Genomic DNA, 22371 nt, shown 5'->3' with positions numbered 1-22371 from the left:
CGCGTGAACAGGAGGGGTCCGATGAGCTCGATGGACATGCCCGCGGACGCGCCACGGCAGTCGGCGCGGGCGGAGCGGGCCACGGTCCCGGCGGCACCCAGACTCACCTGGCTGACGCTGGCGCTCATGACGACCGCCTCGGTCGCGAGCCTGCGGGCCGCCCCCACGATGGCGGTGTACGGGCTGGCCTGCGTGTTCCTCTACCTGGTCCCGGCGATCGTGTTCCTGCTGCCGACCGCCCTGGTCTCGGCGGAGCTGGCCTCGGGCTGGAACGGCGGCGTCTACCGCTGGGTGAGCGAGGGACTGTCCAAGCCGCTCGGATTCCTCGCCGTGTGGTGCCAGTTCGCGATGACGATCTTCTACTACCCGAGCCTGCTGGCCTTCGTGGCGAGCACCATCGCATACATCATCGACCCGTCCCTGGCCTCCAGCGGTCTCTACACCGCCATCGTCATCGTGGTCCTGTACTGGACCGGCGTCTGGGTCTCCTCGCGCGGCACCAAGGCCCTGGCCGGACTGTCCAGTTGGGGCCTGGTCATCGGCACCCTGGTGCCCGGCACGATCCTCGTCGTGCTCGGCATGGTCTTCCTGGCCCAGGGCAACCCCTCGGCGGCGCCCATGACGGCCAGCCATCTGCTGCCGGCCTGGACGGGCCTGGCCAGCCTCGTCCTGATCGTCAACAACTTCCTCTCGTACTCCGGCATGGAGATGAACGCCGTCCACGTGTCCTCGCTGAAGGACCCGGCGAAGGAATACCCGAAGTCGATGTTCCTGGCGATGGGCCTGGTGCTGCTGATCTTCATCCTGCCCGCGCTGGCCATCAGCTGGGTGGTGCCCGCCGACCAGACCAGCCTGACCGCCGGTGTCATGCAGGCGTTCGACGCGTTCTTCTCCTACTTCGACATCGGCTGGATGACACCGATCGCGGCGGTGATGCTGATCTCCGCGTCGCTGGCCGGCATGCTGACCTGGCTCGCCGGGCCCTCCAAGGGCCTGCTGGAGATCTCCCGCAGCGAGGGCTACCTGCCGCCGTACCTGCAGCAGCTGAACCGGTTCGGCATCCAGCAGAACATCCTGGTGACCCAGGGCATCGTGACCACGGTGATCGCACTGGGCTACGCGTTCATCCCGAACGTCTCCAACGTGTACTGGATCTTCTCGACGATCACCACGCAGGTGTACCTCATCGTCTATCTGCTGATGTTCGTCGCGGCGGTCCGGCTGCGGAGGAACCAGCCCGACCACCCGCGCGGCTACCGCGTCCCGGCCCTCAACCTGGTGTGCGTCGTCGGCTTCCTGGCCTCGGCCGCGGCCATGGTCATCGGCTTCGTGCCGCCCTCCCAGTTCGGCGGCAACAGCGTCTTTCTGTACGTCGTCATCATCGGCTGCGGCCTCGGCATCCTCGGACTGCTGATCCCCTGGGCGTTCCTGAAGCTCCGCAAGCCGAGCTGGCGGACGGAAGCCGCGCGCGAGGAGGGGGCGGGGGCATGAGTCCCACCCGGTTCGCGTCCGAGCACAAGTGGATCTACTGGGGCGCGATCATCGTGCTGCTCGGTCTGGTCGTGGCCGGACTCGTGCGCTACTCGGCCATCACGACGAACAACAGGGCCGTGAGCAAGGCCAACCAGCTCGCCGACGCCGCGGTCGAGGCCGGACTCCCGCGCCCCGACACGGAGTTGATCGCCAGCCTGCTGGGCACCGACGGCGGGCTGGTCTGCGACGATCCGGCCAGCGCCCTCAAGTCGGCGCTGTGGAAGATCAACGTGTCCAACGGCGCCGCGTTCGTCGGGCAGCGGCCCGTCATCGGTGACGGCAGGGCGCTCCGGGCGGAAGCCACGATCATCGAGATCTACTGCCCGGAGAAGCTGGACAAGATCCAGGACAGGCTCGACGACCTGAAGACCGACGACACGGTGAGGCGGTGACCGTGTCCGAACTCGCCGAGAGGATCGCGGGGTTGATGGGCCGGGCCCGGACCGACCTGGCCGAGCTGGTCGCCATCCCCTCCGTCGCCGACCCGCGCCAGTACCCGCCCGAGGAGTGCCGCAGGGCCGCGCAGTGGGTGGCCGACGCCTTCACCGAGGCGGGGCTGCACGACGTGCACCTCGCCGAGACGCCCGACGGGAGCCACGCGGTCATCGGCCACCGCCCGCCGCCTCCCGGCGCCCCCACCGTCCTGCTGTACTGCCACTACGACGTGCAGCCGCCCCTGGACGACGACGCCTGGACCACCCCGCCCTTCGCCCTCACCGAACGCGACGGCCGCTGGTACGGCCGGGGCACCGCGGACTGCAAGGGCAACATCGTGATGCACCTGACCGCCCTGCGCGCGCTCGGCGACGACATCCCGGTCGGCCTGAAGTTCGTCGCCGAGGGGTCGGAGGAGCAGGGCACCGGCGGCCTGGAGGGTTACGTCGTCCAGCACCCGGAGCAGTTCCTCGCCGACGCCCTGCTGGTGTGCGACACCGGCAACGCGGAGGTCGGCACGGGCACCGCGACCATCACCCTGCGCGGCCTCGTCAACGTCGTCGTCACCGTCGGGACCCTGGCCGGAGAGATCCACTCGGGCATGTTCGGCGGCCCCGCCCCGGACGCGCTCGCCGCGCTGATCCAGCTGCTCTCCACCCTGCGCGACCCGGTCACCGGCGCCACCCGGGTCGAGGGACTCGACTGCGAGGGCACGTGGGAGGGCGTCGGCTACGACGAGGAGCGGTTCCGCGCGGACGCCGGAGTGCTGGACGGCGTCCGGCTCACCGGGACCGGCACGGTCGCCGACCGGCTCTGGGCCCGCCCCGCCGTCACCGTCCTCGGCATCGACTGCCCTCCGGTGGTCGGCTCCGCCGCCGCCGTACCGCCCACCGCACGGGCCCGGGTCAGCCTGCGCATCCCGCCCGGCACGGCCCCGGCGGCGGCCCGCGCGGCCCTCACCCGGCACCTCACCGGAGCCGCGCCCTGGGGGGTGCGGGTGAGCGTCGAGGACGAGAGCGCCGGCGCCCCCTTCAGGGCGGCCACCGACGGCCCCGCCTACGCCGCGCTCGGCCGTGCCGTGAACGAGGTCTACGGCAAGCCCCTGGCCTTCCTCGGCCAGGGCGGCTCCATCCCGCTGTGCAACGTCCTCGCCGAGACCTACCCCCGTGCCGAGATCGTGCTCATGGGCGTGGAGGAGCCCAAGTGCCTGATCCACGCGCCCGACGAGAGCGTCGACCCGGCCGAGATCGAGCACATGGCCCATGTCGAGGCGCTCTTCCTGCGCGCCTACGCGGCCACGGGGAGCCGCGGCCGCTGAACGTACCGGGCCGCCCGTGCGTCCCCGTACCGACGGTACGGTACGGCGGACGGGGAGGGTTCGATGAACAGGCGGAGCAGGATCAGGGACACGGCCGGCGTCGTGGCGGCGAGTGCCGTGGCGCTCGTCGCGGTCCAGGGGTCGAGCGCTGTCGCGGAGAGCGGCGAGAGCCGGGCCGCGGAGCGCGCGACGGTGTGCGTCGGCACCCGGCCGACGGGCAGCCCGTCCGACCCGGAACTCTCGCTGGACCGACTGCTGCGCTACGTCGAGAAAAGGGGCGAGACACGCTACGCACGTGTCTTCACCGGTCTGGCCGGCGACGACGACCCGCGAACGGCTCACGTGTACCGCATCCCCTCCAAGGCGTTCGACGCGGACGTCTGCGCCCATGCGGAGAAGGGGATACGGGTGCGGCTGCACGACACCGACGTCACCGTGCGCCGGCTCGAAGCCCTGGTCGAGCGGACCGGCGACCGCATGGACCGCTGGGACGGTCAGTTCGACCTGCGGGAGGTGGGCCCGGACCCCAGGGGCTTCGTGTTCTTCGGCGTCGACGACCCGGCCAAGGCCGACCTCGTCCTCAAGAAGGAGCTCGGCCCGTTCTGGGCGAAGCACATCAGGGTGGAGTACGTGGGATCGGCGTCGCTCCTCTGACACCGGCGGCGGACCCGGGCAGGACCCCTCCACCGCGCCCCGGGGCGAGCCGCGCCGCGCCCGGGGCGCGGCTTGCAGGGGCGAGAACCACCTGCCTATCGTCGCGCCCATGCAGTCCTACACCATCGGCCAGGCCGCCCGGCTCCTCGGCGTGAGCCCCGACACCGCCCGCCGCTGGGCGGACGCCGGGCGGGTGGCCACGCACCGGGACGAGAGCGGACGGCGCCTCATCGAGGGCCGTGACCTCGCCGCGTTCTCGGTGGAGCTGGCCGGAGCCGGTGGTGAGGAGGGCGTCACGTCGTACACGTCCGTCCGCAACTCCTTCCCCGGCATCGTCACCGCCGTCAAACTCGGCGACGTCGCGGCCCAGGTGGAGATCCAGGCGGGACCCCACCGGCTGGTCTCCCTGCTGACCCGGGAGGCCGTCGAGGAACTGGGCCTGGAGGTCGGCGTGGAGGCCACGGCCAGGGTCAAGTCGACCAACGTGCACATCGACCGCGCCTGAGAGGCGCGCCGGAAAGGCCGCGCAGGGCTCGGACGTCAGCCGGTGACCGCGTCCGGCCGGGACGGGTGACGGCCGTCCACCCTGATGGTGTCGATCCCGCTGATGTGCCGGGCCCCGCACCGGTCCTGGGGAAGGACGAGCTGCGGGCCGGCCCGGTCCAGCGGGGTGCCGTCGACGCCGACCGCGAGCAGCACCGGGGCGTCCGCGAAGTCGGGGTCGATCTCGGCCCAGGTGAGCAGCGCGTGGTGGCCGTCCGCGCCCGCCACCACGACGAGGAAGCGCAGCCGGTCCTTGCGGCGGGACGGATCGAATCGGGGACCCGCGTCCCGCATCACGTCGTGCAGTAGCGGGCCCTCGAACCCGTGGTGCCGCACCCCGCTCGTGGCGCACTCGAAGGAGACCCGCGCCCGGCGCTGGGGCCAGGCGAGCAGGTCGGGCACGGTGAGCAGGGCGGGCCGGACGACACCCCCTCGGTCACCGGTCAGGGTGAGTTCCGCGAGCGGGGGAGCCGGCGGCGTCGGCTGGGTCAGGGACTGGCTCACTGGACAGCACCTCCCGGTGGACCGTACCCCGCGGACGGCCCGAAGCAAACGCACATGCGTACATCCGACGCCCGTGGGCACAGCTCATGCAATGCGACAGGGGACTTACAGCTCGCATATGCGGAAGTATGATCAGGCAATGGCAGAACGTGGGCCCCGGGACCGATGCTCACGACGGAGGCTCCAGCGAGCCCCAGAGTCTTCGAGGGAGTAGATCCGTGACGACCCGATCCGCGCGCCGGACCCGCCGCACCACCCGGACCCTTCAGGCGGCCGGCGCCGGCGTGGCCGCGCTGCTGGCCCTGAGCGCCTGCTCCTCCTCGGACGGCACGTCCGACTCCTCGGACGCGGCGAAGTCCTCCACGTCCTCCTCCCCGAAGCTCTCCGGCACGGTGACCGTGTTCGCCGCCGCCTCCCTGAAGGAGAGCTTCACGGCCCTCGGCGAGCAGTTCGAGAAGGCCCACCCGGGCACCGAGGTCACCTTCAGCTTCGGCGGCAGCGACAGCCTCGCGGCGAGCATCACCGGCGGCGCCCCGGCCGACGTCTTCGCCGCGGCCAGCCCGAAGACGATGGCCATCGTGACCGACAAGGGCGACGCGGCGACCACCCCCGCCACCTTCGTGCGCAACCAGCTGGAGATCGCCACCCTGCCCGGCAACCCGCACAAGGTCGCCTCCCTGAAGGACCTCACCGAGTCCGGTCTCAAGGTCGTCCTGTGCGACAAGACCGTGCCGTGCGGCGCCGCCGCGCAGAAGGCGCTGGACGCGAGCAGGCTGAAGCTCACCCCCGTCTCCTACGAGCAGGACGTCAAGAGCGCCCTGACCAAGGTGGAGCTGAAGGAGGCCGACGCCGCGGTCGTGTACAAGACCGATGTGAAGGCCGCGGGTGACAAGGTGGAGGGCGTGGAGTTCCCCGAGTCGGCCGGCGCCGTCAACGACTACCCGATCGCCCTGCTCGAGGACGCGCACAACGCGGCCGCGGCCAAGGCGTTCATCGCGCTGGTCCGGTCCGCCGAGGGCCAGAAGGTGCTGACGGACGCCGGCTTCCTGAAGCCCGCCTCCTGACGTCCTGACACCCGCCGCCCGGGCAGGCCCGTGTCCCGTACGGCCCGCCCCTTGAGGCGGACGCCCCGAACCCCGTCTCCTGAAGCCATGAGTGATCCCGTGACCCCGCCCGACACGTCCGACGCCCCGGCCGACACCCTCACGGGTGGGCCGCGGCGCGGGCGCGGCCGGACACCGGGCCGGATGCGGGGCGGGGCGCCGCTCCCCCTGCTGCTGCCCGCCCTCGTCGGGCTCGTGTTCCTGCTCCTGCCGCTGGTCGCGCTGCTCGTGCGGGCGCCCTGGGGCAGCCTGCCGGAACAACTGGCCAAGCCCGAGATCTGGCAGGCCCTCCGACTGTCCCTGGTGTCGGCCACGGCGGCCACCGCGGTGAGCCTGGTGCTCGGGGTGCCGCTCGCCTGGCTGCTGGCGCGTACGGAGTTCCCCGGCCGGGGACTCGTCCGGGCCCTGGTCACCCTGCCCCTGGTCCTGCCCCCGGTGGTCGGCGGTGTCGCGCTGCTGCTGGCCCTCGGCCGCAACGGCGTCGTGGGCAGACTGCTCGACTCGTGGTTCGGGATCACGCTGCCCTTCACGACGGCCGGGGTGGTCGTGGCCGAGGCCTTCGTGGCGATGCCCTTCCTGGTGATCAGCGTGGAAGGCACCCTGCGGGCGGCCGACCCGCGGTACGAGGAGGCCGCCATGACCCTCGGCGCCTCCCGCTTCACCGCGTTCCGCCGGGTCACCCTGCCCCTGATCGCGCCGGGCATCGCCGCCGGTTCCGTCCTGGCCTGGGCCCGCGCCCTCGGCGAGTTCGGTGCGACGATCACCTTCGCGGGCAACTTCCCGGGCCGCACCCAGACCATGCCGCTGGCCGTCTACCTGGCCCTGCAGAGCGACCCCGACGCCGCGATCGCGCTGAGTCTGGTGCTGCTCCTGGTGTCGGTCGCGGTCCTCGCCGGACTGCGGGAGCGCTGGATGACGGCGGCCTCATGACCGGCACACGGACGGGCACGGCGGACGGGGTCCGTACGAGGGCGGCGGACGGGGTCGGTACGAGGACGGCGGACCGTCCGGACGAGGGTGAGGTGATCGCGTCATGACCGAGGCGGACCCGGTGACGGCCGTGCCGTCCGGCAAGGGCCTCGACGCCCGTCTCGTCGTCCGGCGCGGCTCGTTCCGCCTCGACGTCGAACTGTCCGCCGCCCCGGGTGACGTCGTCGCGCTGCTCGGGCCGAACGGCGCGGGCAAGACGACCGCGCTGCGCGCGCTGGCCGGACTCACCCCGCTGTCCGAGGGCGGCCGGCTGCTGCTGGACGGCGTCCGGCTGGACCGCACGCCGCCGGAGTCCCGCCCCGTCGGCGTCGTCTTCCAGGACTACCTGCTCTTCCCGCACCTGTCCGCGCTCGACAACGTCGCCTTCGGACCGCGCTGCCGGGGCGTGCCCAAGGCGGAGGCCCGGGCCCAGGCCGCCGCGTGGCTGGAGCGCATGGGTCTCGCCGAATTCGCCGGGACCAGACCGCGGCGGCTCTCCGGCGGCCAGGCGCAGCGGGTCGCCGTCGCCCGCGCCCTCGCCACCCGTCCCCGGCTGCTGCTGCTCGACGAACCGCTCGCCGCGCTCGACGCCCGCACACGGCTGGACGTGCGGGCACAACTCCGGCACCACCTCGCCGACTTCGAGGCCGTCGCCGTCCTCGTGACGCACGACCCGCTGGACGCGATGGTGCTGGCCGACCGGCTCGTGGTCGTCGAGGACGGCCGGGTCGTCCAGGAGGGCGGCCCCTCCGACATCGCCCGCAGGCCGCGCACCGACTACATCGCCCAGCTCGTCGGGCTCAACCTCTACCGGGGCGAGGCCGAGGGCCACACCGTACGGCTGGAGGCGGGTCCGGCGATCACCACGACCGAGCGGCTCGACGGACCCGTCTTCGTGGCGTTCCCGCCCGGCGCCGTCACGCTCCACCGCGACCGCCCCGGCGGTTCCAGCGCCCGCAACCTGTGGCAGTGCCGTGTCGCGGGCCTGGAGACGCACGGGGACCAGATCCGCGTGGCCCTCACCGGCGAACTCCCCCTCGCCGCCGACCTGACGACGGTCGCGGCGGCGGAACTCGGCCTGCATCCGGGCTCCGCCGTCTGGGCCACGGTGAAGGCGGCCCAGACGCACGCCTATCCGGCCTGACGGTCGCGTATCCGGCCTGACGGTCACGCACCCCCCGCCCGCCGCGCCGGAGGCGGACCCGGCGGCCTTCCGTCCGACAGGGGACGCATGGACCGCCCTCTGTCGGACGTACGAGCGTGTCCGTCCGGAATGGGTTGAACCCGCTTTCGGCCGCGTGATACAGGCAGAGGATGACTTCTCCTGAGACCGGGATCCCGGCCCTGGCCGCCGCCTTGGACATGAGCCCCCATCCGGAGGGCGGCTGGTTCGTCGAGACCTGGACGGCGCCGCAGGCCTTCCTGCCCGACGGCTACCCCGGCCCCCGCGCCGCCGCCTCCGCCATCTACTTCCTGCTCACCCCCGGCGACACCTCCGCCTGGCACACCGTCCGCTCGGACGAACTGTGGCTGTGGCACCGCGGCGGCCCCCTCGACCTCCTGCTCGGCGGTGACGGGACCAGCCCCCAGTCCACCCCGCAGGTGGTCCGGCTGGGCCCCCGGGTCGAGGCCGGGGAGCGCCCTCAGGTCCTCGTCCCCGGCGGCGTGTGGCAGTCCGCCCGGCCGGCCGGCGACGAGGAGGTTCTGGTCAGCTGCGTGGTGGCGCCCGGCTTCGACTACGACGACTTCCACCTGCTGGACTCCGGGCGCTGACGGGCCGTCGGACGGCCCTCGGAGATCCCGTGGCGGCTTTGTGACGCAGGCAGTTGGTTGCGGACCGCCCGGGTGGGGCATCACCCGAGGGCAGGACCTGCCGCGTGCCGTGTCGCGCGGGGTCCCGGCCGGCGGGGACGGAGCCGTCGGCCGGGTGCCGGTCGTCCTGGGAGGGGGAAGAGAGGTGTCAGTCATGCGTGCGCACCGGCGCACCGTCCGGCCGACCGCCCGCGTGGAGTACACACTGCCGCGTACGGCCGTCTCGGCGGGCAGGGCCCGCAAGCTGACGACGGCGTTCCTGACCCGGCCACGGCCACGGCTCGCGCCGCCGACCGCGGACCAGGTGGACGACGCGACACTGATCGCCTCCGAACTCGTCGCCAACGCCGTGCGCCACGGTCGCAGCGGTTGCCGGCTGCGGCTGCAGCTGGGGCACGGGCGGGTGACGGTCGAGGTCCACGACGACAGTCCCGGGCGGCCGCGGATCGGCGCGCTGGACGCGGAATCGGAAAGCGGCCGGGGCCTGGCCATGGTCCAGGAACTCGCCCACAGCCTGGAGATCGTCAATACCGGATTCGGCGGCAAGACCGTACGCGCGGTCCTGGCGGCCCGGTGACGAAGACCGTTCCGTCGCCGGGTGCCGCTCGATTCGTTCGCGGCGCCCGTCCGGAGCCGTCCGCTCGATCGGACCGTTCGGAGTGGTCGGACCGTTCGGATCGATGATCCGGGTTTGATCTCATCGAAAACGGGAATGGCCACCGAAAATTCATCGCAATTTCAATGACCGCAAAAAAGCAGATGGCCGGTGCCCGCACCTCGCGGTGCGGACGCCGGCCACCCGGTGTCCCTGACTAGACGGGGACGATGTTCTCCGCCTGCGGGCCCTTCTGGCCCTGCGTGACGTCGAAGGTCACCTTCTGGCCTTCCTGGAGCTCACGGAAGCCGGAGGCGTTGATGTTGGAGTAGTGGGCGAAGACGTCGGGGCCGCCGCCCTCCTGCTCGATGAAGCCGAAGCCCTTTTCCGCGTTGAACCACTTCACGGTGCCAGTAGCCATGTCAATCTCCTTCGGGGCTGAGCTCGCAGGTCCACACCTCGCGGACCTGCGCTGCCGCAATGAAGCCCCAACCGGAATGCACCGGGAAAAACTTTGGGAACCACAACTGCAACTGAAATCGACAGTAGCACGATGACCGCGCCGAAGCGGGCACGTTATCTCACCCCGGCGCGGGGAATATCGAAAACTCACAGGACCGTGCATCAAATTCTGTATCGGCCGGTGCAGATATCCGGAGCCCGCCGGGCACCGCTCCCGGAGGGACTCCGACGGCACGTTCACGCACCCCGTGACGCCGAGCCGCGCAGCTCCGCGTTGATCCGCAGGGCCTCGTCGAGACAGTCCTCCAGCGTGACGATTCTGCAGGCGGCCTCGACGGGCGTGCCCTGGTCGACGAGGTCCCGGGCGCGGGCCGCGGCCCTCAGCTGGTTGCGGGAGTAGCGGCGGTGGCCGCCCCCGGAGCGGAGCGGCGTGATCAGCCCGGCCTCCCCCACGGCCCGCAGGAACGCGGGGGTGGCGCCGATCAGCTCGGCGGCACGGCCCATCGTGTAGGCGGGGTAGTCGTCGTCTTCGACCCGGTCGGTGGGGCTCATGGTGCTTCCCTGGGGCGCGTGCATCACCTCCCACTCTGGCAGATCCCGGCCGCTACCGGCCGGGACACCCGGCACAGGCCCGGTGGCGTCCGCGCGCCGCACTCACCCGGACGGCCCGGTGCGCTGGTGGGGGGCCGTGCCCGGTGGTGGCGTGGAAGGACACAGCCCCGCCTCGGGACCGTCCTCGGGAGGCCCTCGCATGATCCGTCCGTCCTGTCTCCTCGCGTCCGCCCTGACCGCGGGGACGCTGCTCTCGACGGCCGCCTGCTCGAGCGGCGGAGGCGACGGCGGTCCGGCCCGTGCCGACTCCTCCACGTCCTCCGCGTCCCCCGCGTCCACCGTCCCCGCCTCTCCCGTCGCCGAGGAGCCCGGCGCCGCGTCGCCCTCGCCCTCCGCCTCCGTCCGCGCGCTCACCGAGGCCGAGGCCCGGGCGGCTCTGATCACCAACTCCGACCTGGGGTCGCAGTGGACCACGTCGAAGGGCGTGGCGGCCTGGCACGACGCGCTGCTCAAGAGCAAGGTCGACGCGTCCGCCTTCGTGACGGACAAGGGGAACGCCAAGGAGTGCCAGAAGCTGCTGGACGGCCTGTACAAGGAGGACCTGCTGGGCAAGCCGGTGGGCGCGAGCGCCGTCACCGGCTTCGACGACAGCGACAACGACGCCCAGATGCGCTACGAGGTCGCCTCGTACGGGAAGAACGCCCTGAACGACCAGCTGAAGTGGCTGTCGACGCTGCCGGACGTCTGCGACCAGTTCACGGCCGTCAACGGCAGGGGCGACCGGCAGACCGTCCAGGTCATCGAGACGGACCTGCCCGGTGTGGGGGACGCCCGCCAGGGTCTCCAGGTGACGATGAGCGGTGAGCTGGAGGGCGACCCCGAGACGCTGACGCTCGACTTCGCGGCGGTGCGGGTCGGCGACAGCGCCCTGTCCCTCACCAACGGCGGCCTCTCGGGCACCCAGCACCAGAGCACCGAGCAGGCGGTCCAGGCGGGCACGAACCGCCTGAAGGACGTACTGGCGGGGAAGTCGCCCGCCCCGACACAGGGCTGAGGGAGGACACCTCCCGGACGCACCGCGGCCCGGGCAGCCTGTGACACGGCTGCCGCGGGCCGGCGAGGTCAGCGGGTGCGGGTCAGAGCCGGTCCATCCGGGTGTAGGGGCTCAGGACGCGGACCTGGCGGGCGCCGAAGTCGACGAGCATCGCGATGCCCTCTTCGACGCCGACGATCGTGCCCAGGCCGTACTGGTCGTGGGAGACGCGGTCTCCGAGGCTGAACTCCTTGGCCACAGGGACGACGGGTGCGGCGAAGGGGCTGGTGGGCAGGTGGCGCCGGGGCGCGGAGGATTTACTCATCGTGAACCCAGTATGGGCCCTGTTCCGGCGGGCGCCAGGGTCCGATGGTCTCGATCCCGCTCCGACTCGGCATCGCCCGGGACCACGGGACACGGCGGGCCGACACCCCCTCGGGCGGGTCCCCGCCCGGCCGGCCGCGTGTTCCCCGAGGTCAGCCGTCGAGGCCGCGGGCCGGCGGTCCTCGCGGTGCGCGGAGCCGTCCGCCGGGCGAGCCGGTCACGGACCGGACCCGCCGCCCCGGCGGTTCCCGGGTGGGCCGGACCCGGGCCCGGGAGCCGTCGGCACGGCGGAACCCCAGGGGGCGTACGCCGGCGCGAACCCGGTCGGACCGCCCCCGCGGACGCCGGGTGAGGAGGGCGGCCGTGGTGGACGGTCCCGCGCCGTGCGCGGTCGGGCGCGGGGGCCGGGACGGGACGGTCCGTCCCCCGCGCCCGTGGGCTCAGATCAGGTCCAGCCGGGAGTAGACCCGGCCCTTGGTGTCGTGGACGACGACGTGCTTGACGTCGAAGCCCTCGCCGGCGGCGGGCAGGTCGGTGCTGACGTACCAGACGCCCCAGCCCGGGGCGCCCGCGAGCTCCAGGAGCTTGGCGTGCAGGGTCCCGGCGGTGGTCCGGACCGTGACGGTCGAGGCGGTGCCCTTGCCGCCGTAGTACAGGCCGGAGAGCGTGAAGTGCCCCTGGGCGGTGCCCTCGATCTGCGCCGAGACGCCGGGCGTGCCGCGGTCGATGTTGCCGTCGACCACGCTCCTGAACTGGGGATCGGGGTCGCCGGGCGTCGTCCAGTGCTTGCCCTCCTCCGTCAGCCAGAACTCGGCGCCGCCGGGCTCCTTGACGTGCTCGTCCGGGGCGACGATCCGGGCCGTGGGGGCGGTCTTCACGACCGGGAGGGCGGAGGTGTGCGCCGAGCGGGCGGCGGCGTGCGCCGAGCGGGCGGCGGGCGCCGCCTTCCCCGGCGAGGCGGCGTACGCCACCGTGGGCGCCGTGATCAGCGCGACGGCGACCGCGGCGATCGCCGCGTACTTCTTCATCCCTGCCATGAACGGACAACTCCTCGTGATGTGAAAGGTGTTCGGGGGTGCGTGACGCGTCAGTCGAGGGCGCTCGTCGCCCGCCACTGGTCCCAGTTCAGGTTCCAGTCGCCGTAGCCGTTGCCGACGGCGACCGTGTCCCGGGAGTTGACGACCTTGACGACGTCACCGGGGATGACCTCGTCGAAGAACCGCTTCGCGGGACCGCCGGTGGCGAGTCCGACGCAGCCGTGCGTGACGTTCTGACGGCCGCCGTAGGTGTTCGCCTTCGGGTTCATGTGGACGTAGGTGCCCGAGGTGGTGAGGTGGACGGCGTAGTAGTAGTAGTCGTGGTACTGGTCGCCGTAGCCGACCGTCTTCGAGTCCATGAAGATCTTCGACGCCTTGTCGGAGACGACCATCGTGCCGTTCCAGGTGTCCATGCCCGGCGCGCCCGCGGTGATCGGGACGCGGCGCGACGATCCGGCCGTTTCGAGCGTCATGAAGTGTGTACGGACATCCACTGTGGCAATGAGGGAGCGGCCCACCGTGAAATGCCTGGTGATCCCGGCCCCGGCCCGGACGGTGACCGCCGTTCCGGGCTTCCAGTACGCGCGGGGCCGGAAGTCGACGCGCTGCCCGTCGAGGAGGTTACGGTCCTTGACCCAGCCCCAGGAGCCCTCCACATCGGCGGCCACCTTCAACTGCCTTTCCACGTCGGCCCGTTCGGCCACGGGTATTGGACGGTCGAAGGTCACCGAGATCGGCATGCCGACACCCACGGTCTGCCCGTCGGCGATGTTGATGTGCGCGCCCGCAAGGGACTTGGGCGGTGTGGCGGAGGGCTTCGGCCGGGCCTTGCCCGTGGCCCCGGCCGTTCCGGTGGCGTTCGGCCGGTCCCCCGCGCCGGCCGTTCCGCCCCCGCCGTCGGCCAGCGCCTGCGCCGAACAGCCGGCGAGCGCGAGCACGCACACGGCCGCCGCGCTCCAGGCGCGGGCCAGACGGCCGCGGCCGCCTCTCCGTCCCGTGGTCATGGTGATCCCCCTGTGGTGTGTTTCGATGTGCGACGTACGGGACCTGTACGCACGGTGGGGACGGCCGGGTTGCACGCGGCCGGAGAAACTTCGGAGATTCGGGCGGGGGGCATGACCGAGGAAGAGTTCGACGTGTTCTACGCGACCGCGTTCCCCCGGCTGACCGGACAGCTCTACGCGTTCACGGGAGACCACGGCGAGGCGCAGGACGTCGTCCAGGAGGCGTTCGTCCGCGCCTGGGACCGGCGGCGGGAGTTCCTCGCCGACGGCGCCCCCGAGGCGTGGATACGCACCGTGGCGACGCGGCTCGCGGTGAGCCGCTGGCGCCGGGCGCGCCGCTGGCTGGAGTTGGTGCGGCGCACGCCTCCGGCCGACCACGCTCCCGGGCCCGGGCCCGAGCGGACCGCGCTCGTGACCGCGCTGCGCACGCTGCCCGAGGCCCAGCGGATGGCGATCGTTCTGCACCATCTGTGCGACTTGAGTGTCGAGCAGGTAGCCTCCGAAACCGGTGCCCCCGTCGGCACGGTCAAGGCCAGGCTCTCGCGGGGCCGGGCGGCGCTGGCGCGGGTGCTCTCGGAGGATTCGGCGGACCTGGCCGGCTCCGCGCGCCCCTCGGGCTTCGCGGGGGCGTCGGGCAAGGAGGAGGGGAAGGGCAACCGTGTCCGATGAACTCACCTCCGTGCTGCGCGAGTTGGCGACCGAGGGGGAGAGGCCTCCGGCGCTGACCGGTGCGGAGATCCGCGGCCGCGCGAAGGGCCGCCGACGCCGCCGCCGTACGGCCCTGGCCGTGGCCGGCATCTCCGTCACGGGCGCGCTCGCCCTGGTCGTCGCGGTGAGCCTGGGCGGCGGGGCACGGCACGAGTCCCCGCCGGCCGCGAGCCCCACCGCCGTCCCGAGCCCGTCGCCGGCCGCGCCGGACGCCACGATCGACCTGGGCACGCGCGTGATCTCCGTGGACGGCCACCGGCTGACGCTCAACGGCGACAACCTGACCGGGTACACGCCGACGGTCCGGACGACGGTCGCCGCGAAGGAAGCCCACCTGAGGCTCTCCGGCAAGACGGTCGGCCTCGACGGCGCCTACTCCTTCATGGCCACCTGGGTGATCGAACTCGACCGGCCCGACGGCACGAAGGACTACATCGGCGCCATGCCGCACGACGGGAGCGCCTACAGCTCTCCCCACGGCTGGATCGGCCTGGACACGGCCGACGCCAAGCTGCTGTACGAACGGCTCGCACCGGGAGCGGTGGTCGAGATCAGGCCCTCGTCCGGCGCCTCGGCCTCCTCGTCGGCACCCGCGAACACGGGACCGCCGGAGTCGGGCACGGGCACCCCGGGCGGTTAGCGACGGCCGGAGCCGGAAGGACACCCCCCGTGCCGCGGCCGTCCGGCTTCAGAGGGGCGGCTGGGCCGGAGCCGGGCCGAGGGTCGTCGTGCCCGGGGCGGTGCGGTGGCCGAGACCCGTGCGGTAGGCGTCCAGGGCCGCTTCCACGCGGCCGGTGCGCCGCAGCAGATCGCCCAGCAGCCGGCACAGGTCCGCCAGGTCGCCCGCCGCGCCCGCCCGCTCCAGCAGGCTCATGGCCCGCACGTAGTGCTCCTCCGCCGCCTCGGTGTCCCGGGCGTCCTCCGCGATGATCCCCAGCAGGCGGTGCGCGGCGGCCGCGTGGATGGCGCCCCGCTCGGAGTTCAGGTCCCCGAGCACCTGCCGCAGCAGCTCGCCGGCCTCGTCGGACCTGCCGCGCCGGTGCAGCACGTCGGCCAGTTCCACCGCGACCTGGCTGGTGTAGAGCGCGGCCCGCTTCGCCGAGAGCATCGCCTGTGCCTCGCGCAACTCGTCCTCCGCACGCTCCAGTTCGCCGTTCTGGGCGTACAGGTAGCCGCGCATCCAGTGACAGTTGGCGAGTTCGGTGCGGATCTGGAGCTGCCGGTAGAGCTCGGCGGCCTTGGCGAGGGAGACGTCGGCCTCGGCGATCCGCCCCTCGGCGATCATCGTCCGCGCCACCGACCGGTGCATCCGCGCCACCAGGGCCGGGTCCTGGACCTGCGGCGCGAGGGCGAGCGCGAACTCCGCGGCCTGGGCGGCACGGGCGTGCGCGCCCATGTCCATGTAGGGCGCTATGACCCCGGTGTAGAGGAGGAGCAGCGCTTCGGGATCGTGCAGGCCCGTCCGGTTGAGCTCGTCGAGGGTGGACTCGAACAGGTAGCAGGAGTACCGGAGTTCACCGGCGAGGTAGTGGGAGACCGCCCGGCCGCGCACGGCGGGCACCCGCTGCGTCAGCGGCGCGTCCCCCATCCGCTGTTCCGACTCCTCGAAGCGCCGCTGCGCCGTCTCCAGGTCCCCCGTGTCCAGGGCGCACTCACCGAGCCCGAGGAGTGCCGCCGCCTGCTCGGCGACCAGCCCGTGGGCCTCCGCCTCCGCGAGCAGGACGGCGTACGTCCCGGCGGCCACCTCGGCCTCTCCGGTGGAGAGCGTGCGCTGCGCGTCCGTCAGCCGCAGCCGCAGGTCGGTGGCGAGGTGGGCGGGCCGTCCGGTCGCCAGCTCCTCGTACGCGATCCCGAGCCGGCCGGCTATGTGCCGCAGCGCGGGTTCGGAGGCCCGGACCCGGCCCGCCTCCACCGTGGAGATGTACGCCGGCGTGTACACGGGCTCCGCGAGCTGTTTCTGCGTCAGTCCTCGTTCCGTACGCAGCTGTTGCACCCTGCGCCCGATGATCTCAGGGTCGTCCCGCTCCGCCATGGGACAAGCATGCCATCAAGCGAAGCCGGGTCGGTCCGGCTTTTGACTACTGTCCAACTCCGGGACCCTCTTGCGGTGCGCGCCCGGGAGCCTCTACGTTAAACGCCGGATTAAGCATGCTTAATACGCCGCTGTTGTTGCGAGGTCACCGTGCTCCGACGTATTTCCGCGCGCTACTCCAGAGGGCTCCTCGCCGCCGTCATCGCGGTCGCCGCGCTGGTCACGGCGGCGAACGTCGGCCCGGCGAGAGCGGCCGACCGGGCCCCCGCGGCACACACCACCGCTCCCGCGGCCGGACACCGGGAACTCCCCACGGACCGGTGACGGACTCCCGCGGTCCCGCGGCGGCGGTGGATCCCCGTACGGGAAAAGCGCGGCGCCTACAGTGACCCCGTGACCTCTTCCGCCGCTCGTACCGCGCTGGACCTCACCGCCGACCTCCCGGTCCCCGCCCTGGAGGACCTCTACCGGGACCTGCACCGGCATCCCGAACTGTCGCTGCGCGAACACCGTACGGCCGCCGCCCTCGCCGGGCGGCTGCGCGGGGCCGGGTACGAGACGACCGAGGGCGTGGGCGGCACGGGCGTCGTCGGCGTCCTGCGCAACGGCGACGGGCCCACCGTCCTGCTGCGCGCCGACATGGACGCGCTGCCCGTCGCCGAGGAGACCGGGCTGCCGTACGCCTCGGAGACCGACGGGGTCATGCACGCCTGCGGTCACGATCTCCACGTCACCTGGCTCGCCGGCGCGGCGCAGGCGCTCGCCGCCGGGCGGGACACCTGGTCCGGCACGCTGGTGCTGGTCGGACAGCCCGCCGAGGAGACCGGCGGGGGCGCGGCCCGCATGGTCGCCGACGGCCTCCACGAACGCTTCCCGCCGGCCGACGTCCTGCTCGCCCAGCACGTGGTGCCCGGCCCCGTCGGGCTGTACCCGCACTCCCCGGGTCTACTCATGTCCGCCTCGACCGACCTGGACATCGTCGTGCACGGGCGGGGCGGACACGGTTCGCGGCCCGAGACGACCGTCGACCCGGTGGTGACGGCCGCGTACATCGTGACGCGGCTGCAGACGGTCGTCAGCCGGGAGATCGCGGCCCGGGAGTCCGCGGTGCTCACCGTGGGACGGATCGAGGCCGGCACCCGGCACAACATCATCCCGTCCGAGGCCCGGATCGCCCTGAACCTGCGGACGCAGTCGCCGGACGTGCGGGAGCGGATGATCGCCGCCGTGCGGCGCGTCGCGGGGGGCGAGTGCGCGGCGGCCGGCTGCCCGGCCGAGCCCACGGTCACCGTCGGCGACGACTTCCCGGTGACCGTCAACGACGCCAGCACCGACCGCCGGATCGCCGCCGTGCACGGCGAGGTCTTCGGCGCCGGGACGGTCCTCGATCCCGGTCCCGCCATGGCCAGCGAGGACTTCCCACGGCTCGCGGCGGGCCGGATCCCCTACTCCTACTGGTTCGTGACCGGCACCCCGGCCGACGTCTGGAACGCGGCCCCGGGCGGCGACCTCATGACCAGGCTCGCGTCCGTGCCCAGCAACCACAGTCCGCACTTCGCCCCCGACCTGTCCACGGTCGCGCCGGGCGTGCGGACCCTGGTGTCGGGGGCGCTGGCGTCGCTGTCGGCCGAGGACTGAACCGGCCGGACCGGGCCTCGCGGACCCGGGGCCACGGCCCGCGGCGCCTCGGGCTCGAACCGCGCGCCCGGCCCGGGAGCGCGGTGCCGCGGACCGCGCCCCACGGACGGGACGCCGTGCGCTCAGCCCCACGGACCTGACACCACGGACCTGACACCACGGACGCGGCGCCGTGCGACCGAGCCCACGAACGCGGCCCCGCCTGCTCAGGCCTGCGTCTGCAACTGGCGCAGCTGCCGCTGGACATGGTCCAGCGCGCCCTCCCGGCGGCCGGGCACGCGCTGTCTCAACCGGGCCAGCTCCGCCCCGAGTTCGCGGACCAGCGCGGGATCGCCGATGCGGCCCCACTGGTGGTGCGCGCGGTCCACGGCCGACTCAACCTCCGGGGCACCGGGCGCCTGTCCCGCGTCCAGCCGGGTCCCCGCGAGGGCCATCCAGCCACGGCAGCTGCGCTCCGCGTCCCCCGCGAACATCGCCAGGTCCGCCCGCACCTCCATCCAGTGCAGCACCTGCTCGGACCCGGGCCCGTGCGCCCGCAGCGCCTCCCGCTCCCACCGCGCCGCCAGCGCGAGCGCCTCGTCGTGGCGGCCCTCCCGGACCGCCACGGCGATCTCCCCGTGGGGATCGGAGGACGGTGGACCCGCCCGCCGGCCCGCCGGGCCGGGAGGCGTCACGGACGGAGCGGGTGGCACGGCCGGCGGGTGCGGTGGGGGCGCGGGCGTACCCGGGGGAGCCGTGACCGTCGTGAACTCCGGTGCCGGGGGCCATGGTTGTCCGGCCCACGCCCGGTCGGGGGCGAGCACGAGGTCCGCCGTCCCCGGCCGGGCGCCCTCCTCGCCCGACACCCTCGTCAGGGCCTGCTCGTGGAGCTCGGCGGGGGGAGGCCGGTGGCCGCTGCGGAGCAGGGTGGCGACCGCTCTCATGTACGTCGGCCGCGCCACCCCGCGGCGGGACGGCGGCGGGGCCACACGGCCGTACAGCGCGGTCGACGGGCCCGCCGCGAGGGGGCGTCCGGCGAGGAACTCCCAGGTGTCCGCGTCCGCGTGCAGGTCGGCGAAGACGGTCGTCGAACCCGGTGGGCGCAGGCGGAGTTCGTCGGCGATCCAGTGCCAGGGGAAAGCGGTGTAGCGAACCGTCGCCGGGGTGGTGCGGGCCAGCGCGAGGTGCGGAAGCCGCTGGCGGCGGTCCAGCTGGAGCTGTCCCGTCACGAACACGGTCAGCGGTCCGGGCGCCGTCGCCGCCGCGCGCAGCCGGGTCAGGACGGCCTGCGGCTCCAGCGGGTCGGCCAGTTCGACGACGTTCGCCGTGTCGGTGCCCGACAGCACCGACGGGGCCACGGCCGCGAGCACGGGGAGCACGGAGGCCGCGTCCACCAGACACCCCTTGCCCACCGGCGAGGCCGCGAGGAGCAGCACGGTTCCGGGCACAGGTTCCCTCCCCCATCGATCCGACACCTCAGCACCGTAACGGGTGCGCGTGCAAAGAGGGGACGCGAAGAGCGCGAACGCCCCCCGCCCGGCCGAGGGTTCCGCGGTCCGCGGCCGGTGTCACGGCAGCGCCCGCAGGCCGCCGTCCACCCGGCGCCGCACGGCGAAGATCGTGGTGTCGTCGGCGAGCCGCCCGCCGCAGTGCTCCAGTGTGCCGTCGCGCACGAAGCGGACGAGCCGCTGCGGATCGGCGGTGCGCGGGTCCCGTGCCAGCGCCTTGGTGACGGCCTCCCGGAGCGGGAAGAACTCGCCCGCCGCGTCACGGGCCTCGGTCACCCCGTCGGTGACCAGGAGCAGCGTCTCGCCGGGGGCGAGCGGCACACGGATGACCGGTGGCGGCGTGGACACCAACTCGTCCATGCCGAGCGGGAGTCCGTGCTCGGGAGGCAGGCTCCGCACCCCGTCGGAGGTGATCACGAGCGGGGGTTCGTGGCCGAAGTTGACGACCTCGACCGTGATCGGCGTGTCCTCGGGGAACGCGACCAGGACGCCGGTCGCGAAACGGTCGCCGTCGTCGCGGCCGAGCGCCACGCGGTAGCGGTTGTGCCGCCGCATCCTGACCCCGAGCCGGGCGGCGACCGTGTCGAGCGCGGGCTCGTGGAACGCCGCCTCCCGGAAGGTGCCGAGCAGCGCGGCCGCCGCCTCGACCGCCGCGAGCCCCTTGCCCTGGACGTCCCCGAGCAGCAGGCGGGTGCCGTGCCGGCCGGGCTGGATGTCGTAGAAGTCGCCGCCGACCCGGGCCTCGCTGTCGGCGGCGAGGTAGACGGCCGCGTGGTCCAGGCCGCCCCAGCCCGGGGGCATCGGGCGCAGCACGGTGCGCCGGGTCGTCTCGGCGACGTCCCGGATGTGCAGCATGCGCCGCTCGGCGCGCAGCCTGACGGAACAGGCGAGGGCCGCGAGGCCGCTGCCGACCACGACGAGGATGAAGTCGGGCAGGCCGTTCTGGTACGGGTGCGGCCACTTCGTGTCCACGGCGCCGTAGGTGAGCAGCGACAGCCCGGCGAAGGCCACCGTGCCCAGCACTCCGCAGATCGCCGCGGCGATGACCGGCACCAGCACGAGCCAGGAGATGATCCGGAACCGGCCGGAGGTGTTGACGTCGAGCAGCGCGATGCCGACGAGCAGGAGCAGCGGGGGCAGCCAGGCCACGTTGCGCCCGCCCACCTTCAGCGGCTGCGACTGCTGGAAGGCCTCCGGCAGCCCGCCGCGCGGCCGCAGGGCCTGCCGGAGCCGGTCGCGTACGGATCTCCGGCCGGCCACCTCTCCGTACCGCCTCCTCGTCGTGCCCTCAGTAGGCGACGGACATCCGGCCGTGCGGGTGGACGGGCATCTCCAGCTGGTCGACGAAGGCCATCGCGTAGTCCTCGGCGCTGATCCGGCTGTGGCCGCCCGCGTCGGTGAGCATGCGGTCGCCGCCGATCCTGAACTCGCCCGTGCGTTCGCCGGGGCCGATCTCGGCGGCGGGCGAGATGTAGGTCCAGTCGAGGTCGTCGACGTCCGTGCGCAGGTAGTCGAGTGCGTCCCGCTGGGCGAGCGCCTCGGGGAGGTACTCCTCGGGGAAGCCGGGCTGGTCGCACGCGGCCTCGCCGGGCGCGACCTCCAGGGTGCCCGCGCCGCCGACGATCACGAGCCGGTGCACCCCGGCCGTCCGGGCTCCCTCCACCAGGGAGTGGTTGAGGGCGAGGAAGGGTTCACGGGGATCGGAGCCGTCGCGGGGCGGGGCGCACGCCGACCCCACCGCGTCCGCGCCGGCCACCAGCTCGGCGACCTTCGCCGGGTCCGAGGCGTCGGCCGCCGTCGCGGTGACCCCGGGAACCGGGGACTGTCCGGACCGGCTGACCGCGACGACCTGGTGTCCGCGCGCCGACGCCTCCGTGGCGATACGGCTGCCGACCATGCCGGTGGCACCGAAGAGTACGAGCTTCATGCACCTCAGCGAAGCACGCGACCATGATCACCGCATCCCGGAGAAGCGGTCGGAAGGGTGTCGTGAGGGGTGCCGCGGAGCGTGCCGCGAGGGGGTGCCGCCCCGACTTGCCAGGGGCTGCGGCGGGGTGTGACCTGGAAGGCGGGGGCGAGCAGAGAGGAGTCCTTCCATGGCTCAAGCCGCACCCGTGTCAGGGACACCACGCACATCCGGGTCGACCGACGTCTTCGGGGAACAGACCCACACGATCGCGAAGTGGGCCGTACCCGTCGCCGGCGGGCTCGTCTACGGCTACTGGGCCGCCGCCATCAACCGGGACGCGGGGGCCATCACGGGCTGGAACGTGCTGTTCGGCTTCGTGTGCGCCATCGCGTTCGCGGCGGCCTACATCGGCGCCCGGACGGTGGCGCCGCTGATGCGGCGCGAGACGCACGCCCTGGTGTGGGCCGTGTTCGCGGGCTGCGCGTTCGGTTTCCTGTACAGCCAGACCGACGCGACGATCCTGCGGTCCGTGTTCATGTCACTGCCGGTGGCGGCGGGCGTGTACGCGGTGGCCTTCTACCGCTACTACACGCACGAGGACGCGGAGGGAAAGCCGAGCTGACGCCGTGAGGCGCCGTTCCGCCGTGGTCCGCGGAGCGGCGCGCACGGCACACGGGGCCCCGGCGCGATGCCGGGGCCCCGTGCGTCTCCCTCACTCA

General features: G+C 73.2%; 26 protein-coding genes. 16 read left to right on the top strand and 10 right to left on the bottom strand.

Annotated features, from left to right (window positions below; all coding sequences use genetic code 11):
* Window positions 1-21: 21 nt before the first annotated feature.
* From ACICHK_RS21065 to ACICHK_RS21045, 5 genes are all read left to right on the top strand, one after another.
* Window positions 22-1491, top strand: a complete 1470-nt coding sequence (locus tag ACICHK_RS21065) for an APC family permease (protein ID WP_406838116.1) — start codon at window positions 22-24, stop codon at window positions 1489-1491.
* Window positions 1488-1925, top strand: a complete 438-nt coding sequence (locus ACICHK_RS21060) for a hypothetical protein (protein ID WP_406838115.1) — start codon at window positions 1488-1490, stop codon at window positions 1923-1925. The genes ACICHK_RS21065 and ACICHK_RS21060 overlap by 4 nt, the downstream gene beginning before the upstream one ends.
* Window positions 1922-3286, top strand: coding sequence for a dipeptidase (locus ACICHK_RS21055; RefSeq protein WP_406838114.1), 1365 nt, complete (start codon window positions 1922-1924; stop codon window positions 3284-3286). The genes ACICHK_RS21060 and ACICHK_RS21055 overlap by 4 nt, the downstream gene beginning before the upstream one ends.
* A gap of 63 nt (window positions 3287-3349) precedes the next feature.
* Window positions 3350-3940 (top strand): hypothetical protein, encoded by a 591-nt coding sequence (locus tag ACICHK_RS21050; RefSeq protein ID WP_406838113.1) that lies wholly within the window; start codon window positions 3350-3352, stop codon window positions 3938-3940.
* A gap of 109 nt (window positions 3941-4049) precedes the next feature.
* Complete coding sequence (locus ACICHK_RS21045; protein ID WP_151470060.1) at window positions 4050-4445, top strand: molybdopterin-binding protein; 396 nt, start codon at window positions 4050-4052, stop codon at window positions 4443-4445.
* Between the two features lie 35 nt (window positions 4446-4480).
* Here the strand turns inward: ACICHK_RS21045 and ACICHK_RS21040 are convergent, their stop codons facing one another.
* Window positions 4481-4987 carry a molybdopterin-dependent oxidoreductase gene (locus ACICHK_RS21040; RefSeq protein ID WP_406838112.1) on the bottom strand — a complete coding sequence of 169 codons (507 nt, stop codon included), beginning with the start codon at window positions 4985-4987 and terminating at the stop codon, window positions 4481-4483.
* 218 nt (window positions 4988-5205) lie between these two features.
* On the opposite strand from ACICHK_RS21040, the gene modA reads away from it, so the two are divergent.
* The 5 genes from modA to ACICHK_RS21015 all read left to right on the top strand — a co-directional run bounded on the left by modA (window position 5206) and on the right by ACICHK_RS21015 (window position 9448).
* Complete coding sequence (modA, locus tag ACICHK_RS21035; protein ID WP_406838111.1) at window positions 5206-6051, top strand: molybdate ABC transporter substrate-binding protein; 846 nt, start codon at window positions 5206-5208, stop codon at window positions 6049-6051.
* Between the two features lie 87 nt (window positions 6052-6138).
* Window positions 6139-7020 carry an ABC transporter permease gene (locus tag ACICHK_RS21030; RefSeq protein ID WP_151470057.1) on the top strand — a complete coding sequence of 294 codons (882 nt, stop codon included), beginning with the start codon at window positions 6139-6141 and terminating at the stop codon, window positions 7018-7020.
* Window positions 7021-7123: 103 nt separating this feature from the next.
* On the top strand, window positions 7124-8203 hold the full coding sequence (locus tag ACICHK_RS21025; protein WP_406838110.1) for an ABC transporter ATP-binding protein: 1080 nt from the start codon (window positions 7124-7126) through the stop codon (window positions 8201-8203).
* 170 nt (window positions 8204-8373) lie between these two features.
* Complete coding sequence (locus tag ACICHK_RS21020; RefSeq protein WP_406838109.1) at window positions 8374-8832, top strand: cupin domain-containing protein; 459 nt, start codon at window positions 8374-8376, stop codon at window positions 8830-8832.
* 193 nt (window positions 8833-9025) lie between these two features.
* The gene (locus ACICHK_RS21015) at window positions 9026-9448 is read left to right on the top strand and encodes an ATP-binding protein (protein WP_225860556.1); all 423 of its coding nucleotides are present in this window, start codon (window positions 9026-9028) and stop codon (window positions 9446-9448) included.
* Between the two features lie 235 nt (window positions 9449-9683).
* On the opposite strand, the gene ACICHK_RS21010 is transcribed toward ACICHK_RS21015, so the two are convergent.
* Both ACICHK_RS21010 and ACICHK_RS21005 read right to left on the bottom strand, forming a co-directional pair.
* The gene (locus tag ACICHK_RS21010; RefSeq protein ID WP_151470054.1) at window positions 9684-9887 is read right to left on the bottom strand and encodes a cold-shock protein; all 204 of its coding nucleotides are present in this window, start codon (window positions 9885-9887) and stop codon (window positions 9684-9686) included.
* Between the two features lie 278 nt (window positions 9888-10165).
* Complete coding sequence (locus ACICHK_RS21005) at window positions 10166-10480, bottom strand: MerR family transcriptional regulator (protein ID WP_406838108.1); 315 nt, start codon at window positions 10478-10480, stop codon at window positions 10166-10168.
* 199 nt (window positions 10481-10679) lie between these two features.
* Between ACICHK_RS21005 and ACICHK_RS21000 the strand changes: the two genes are divergently transcribed.
* The gene (locus ACICHK_RS21000) at window positions 10680-11534 is read left to right on the top strand and encodes a hypothetical protein (RefSeq protein ID WP_406838107.1); all 855 of its coding nucleotides are present in this window, start codon (window positions 10680-10682) and stop codon (window positions 11532-11534) included.
* A gap of 82 nt (window positions 11535-11616) precedes the next feature.
* Here the strand turns inward: ACICHK_RS21000 and ACICHK_RS20995 are convergent, their stop codons facing one another.
* The 3 genes from ACICHK_RS20995 to ACICHK_RS20985 all read right to left on the bottom strand — a co-directional run bounded on the left by ACICHK_RS20995 (window position 11617) and on the right by ACICHK_RS20985 (window position 13878).
* Window positions 11617-11838 (bottom strand): hypothetical protein, encoded by a 222-nt coding sequence (locus ACICHK_RS20995; protein WP_037614735.1) that lies wholly within the window; start codon window positions 11836-11838, stop codon window positions 11617-11619.
* Between the two features lie 439 nt (window positions 11839-12277).
* Window positions 12278-12874: a hypothetical protein gene (locus ACICHK_RS20990; protein WP_406838106.1), complete on the bottom strand. Its 597-nt coding sequence runs from the start codon at window positions 12872-12874 to the stop codon at window positions 12278-12280.
* Window positions 12875-12924: 50 nt separating this feature from the next.
* On the bottom strand, window positions 12925-13878 hold the full coding sequence (locus ACICHK_RS20985) for a L,D-transpeptidase (RefSeq protein ID WP_406838105.1): 954 nt from the start codon (window positions 13876-13878) through the stop codon (window positions 12925-12927).
* Between the two features lie 111 nt (window positions 13879-13989).
* Here ACICHK_RS20985 and ACICHK_RS20980 point away from each other — a divergent pair, with 111 nt between their 5' ends.
* Window positions 13990-14547, top strand: a complete 558-nt coding sequence (locus tag ACICHK_RS20980) for a SigE family RNA polymerase sigma factor (protein ID WP_240657814.1) — start codon at window positions 13990-13992, stop codon at window positions 14545-14547.
* Window positions 14537-15226 carry a L,D-transpeptidase gene (locus ACICHK_RS20975; protein ID WP_406838104.1) on the top strand — a complete coding sequence of 230 codons (690 nt, stop codon included), beginning with the start codon at window positions 14537-14539 and terminating at the stop codon, window positions 15224-15226. The genes ACICHK_RS20980 and ACICHK_RS20975 overlap by 11 nt, the downstream gene beginning before the upstream one ends.
* A gap of 48 nt (window positions 15227-15274) precedes the next feature.
* Here the strand turns inward: ACICHK_RS20975 and ACICHK_RS20970 are convergent, their stop codons facing one another.
* A complete protein-coding gene (locus ACICHK_RS20970) occupies window positions 15275-16618 on the bottom strand; it encodes a helix-turn-helix domain-containing protein (protein ID WP_151470049.1) in 1344 nt (447 codons plus the stop codon).
* A gap of 150 nt (window positions 16619-16768) precedes the next feature.
* On the opposite strand from ACICHK_RS20970, the gene ACICHK_RS20965 reads away from it, so the two are divergent.
* On the top strand, window positions 16769-16942 hold the full coding sequence (locus tag ACICHK_RS20965; protein WP_406838103.1) for a hypothetical protein: 174 nt from the start codon (window positions 16769-16771) through the stop codon (window positions 16940-16942).
* Window positions 16943-17011: 69 nt separating this feature from the next.
* Window positions 17012-18256: an amidohydrolase gene (locus ACICHK_RS20960; protein ID WP_406838102.1), complete on the top strand. Its 1245-nt coding sequence runs from the start codon at window positions 17012-17014 to the stop codon at window positions 18254-18256.
* Window positions 18257-18462: 206 nt separating this feature from the next.
* Here the strand turns inward: ACICHK_RS20960 and ACICHK_RS20955 are convergent, their stop codons facing one another.
* The 3 genes from ACICHK_RS20955 to ACICHK_RS20945 form a co-directional block, all read right to left on the bottom strand.
* Complete coding sequence (locus ACICHK_RS20955; RefSeq protein WP_406838101.1) at window positions 18463-19683, bottom strand: hypothetical protein; 1221 nt, start codon at window positions 19681-19683, stop codon at window positions 18463-18465.
* A gap of 120 nt (window positions 19684-19803) precedes the next feature.
* Window positions 19804-21003 (bottom strand): PP2C family protein-serine/threonine phosphatase, encoded by a 1200-nt coding sequence (locus ACICHK_RS20950; RefSeq protein ID WP_406838100.1) that lies wholly within the window; start codon window positions 21001-21003, stop codon window positions 19804-19806.
* A gap of 28 nt (window positions 21004-21031) precedes the next feature.
* Window positions 21032-21670, bottom strand: coding sequence for an NAD(P)-dependent oxidoreductase (locus ACICHK_RS20945; protein ID WP_151470046.1), 639 nt, complete (start codon window positions 21668-21670; stop codon window positions 21032-21034).
* Window positions 21671-21839: 169 nt separating this feature from the next.
* Here ACICHK_RS20945 and ACICHK_RS20940 point away from each other — a divergent pair, with 169 nt between their 5' ends.
* Entirely contained in the window at window positions 21840-22274 is a 435-nt protein-coding gene (locus ACICHK_RS20940) for a hypothetical protein (protein ID WP_406838099.1), read from the top strand.
* Window positions 22275-22371 lie beyond the last annotated feature (97 nt).

Origin of the sequence: Streptomyces sp. AHU1, assembly GCF_045343905.1 — a bacterium.
In the GTDB taxonomy this organism is placed as follows: Bacteria; Actinomycetota; Actinomycetes; order Streptomycetales; family Streptomycetaceae; genus Streptomyces; species Streptomyces triticiradicis.
Note: the sequence above shows the minus strand (reverse complement) of the source record. Positions and strands in the feature narration are given on the sequence as shown.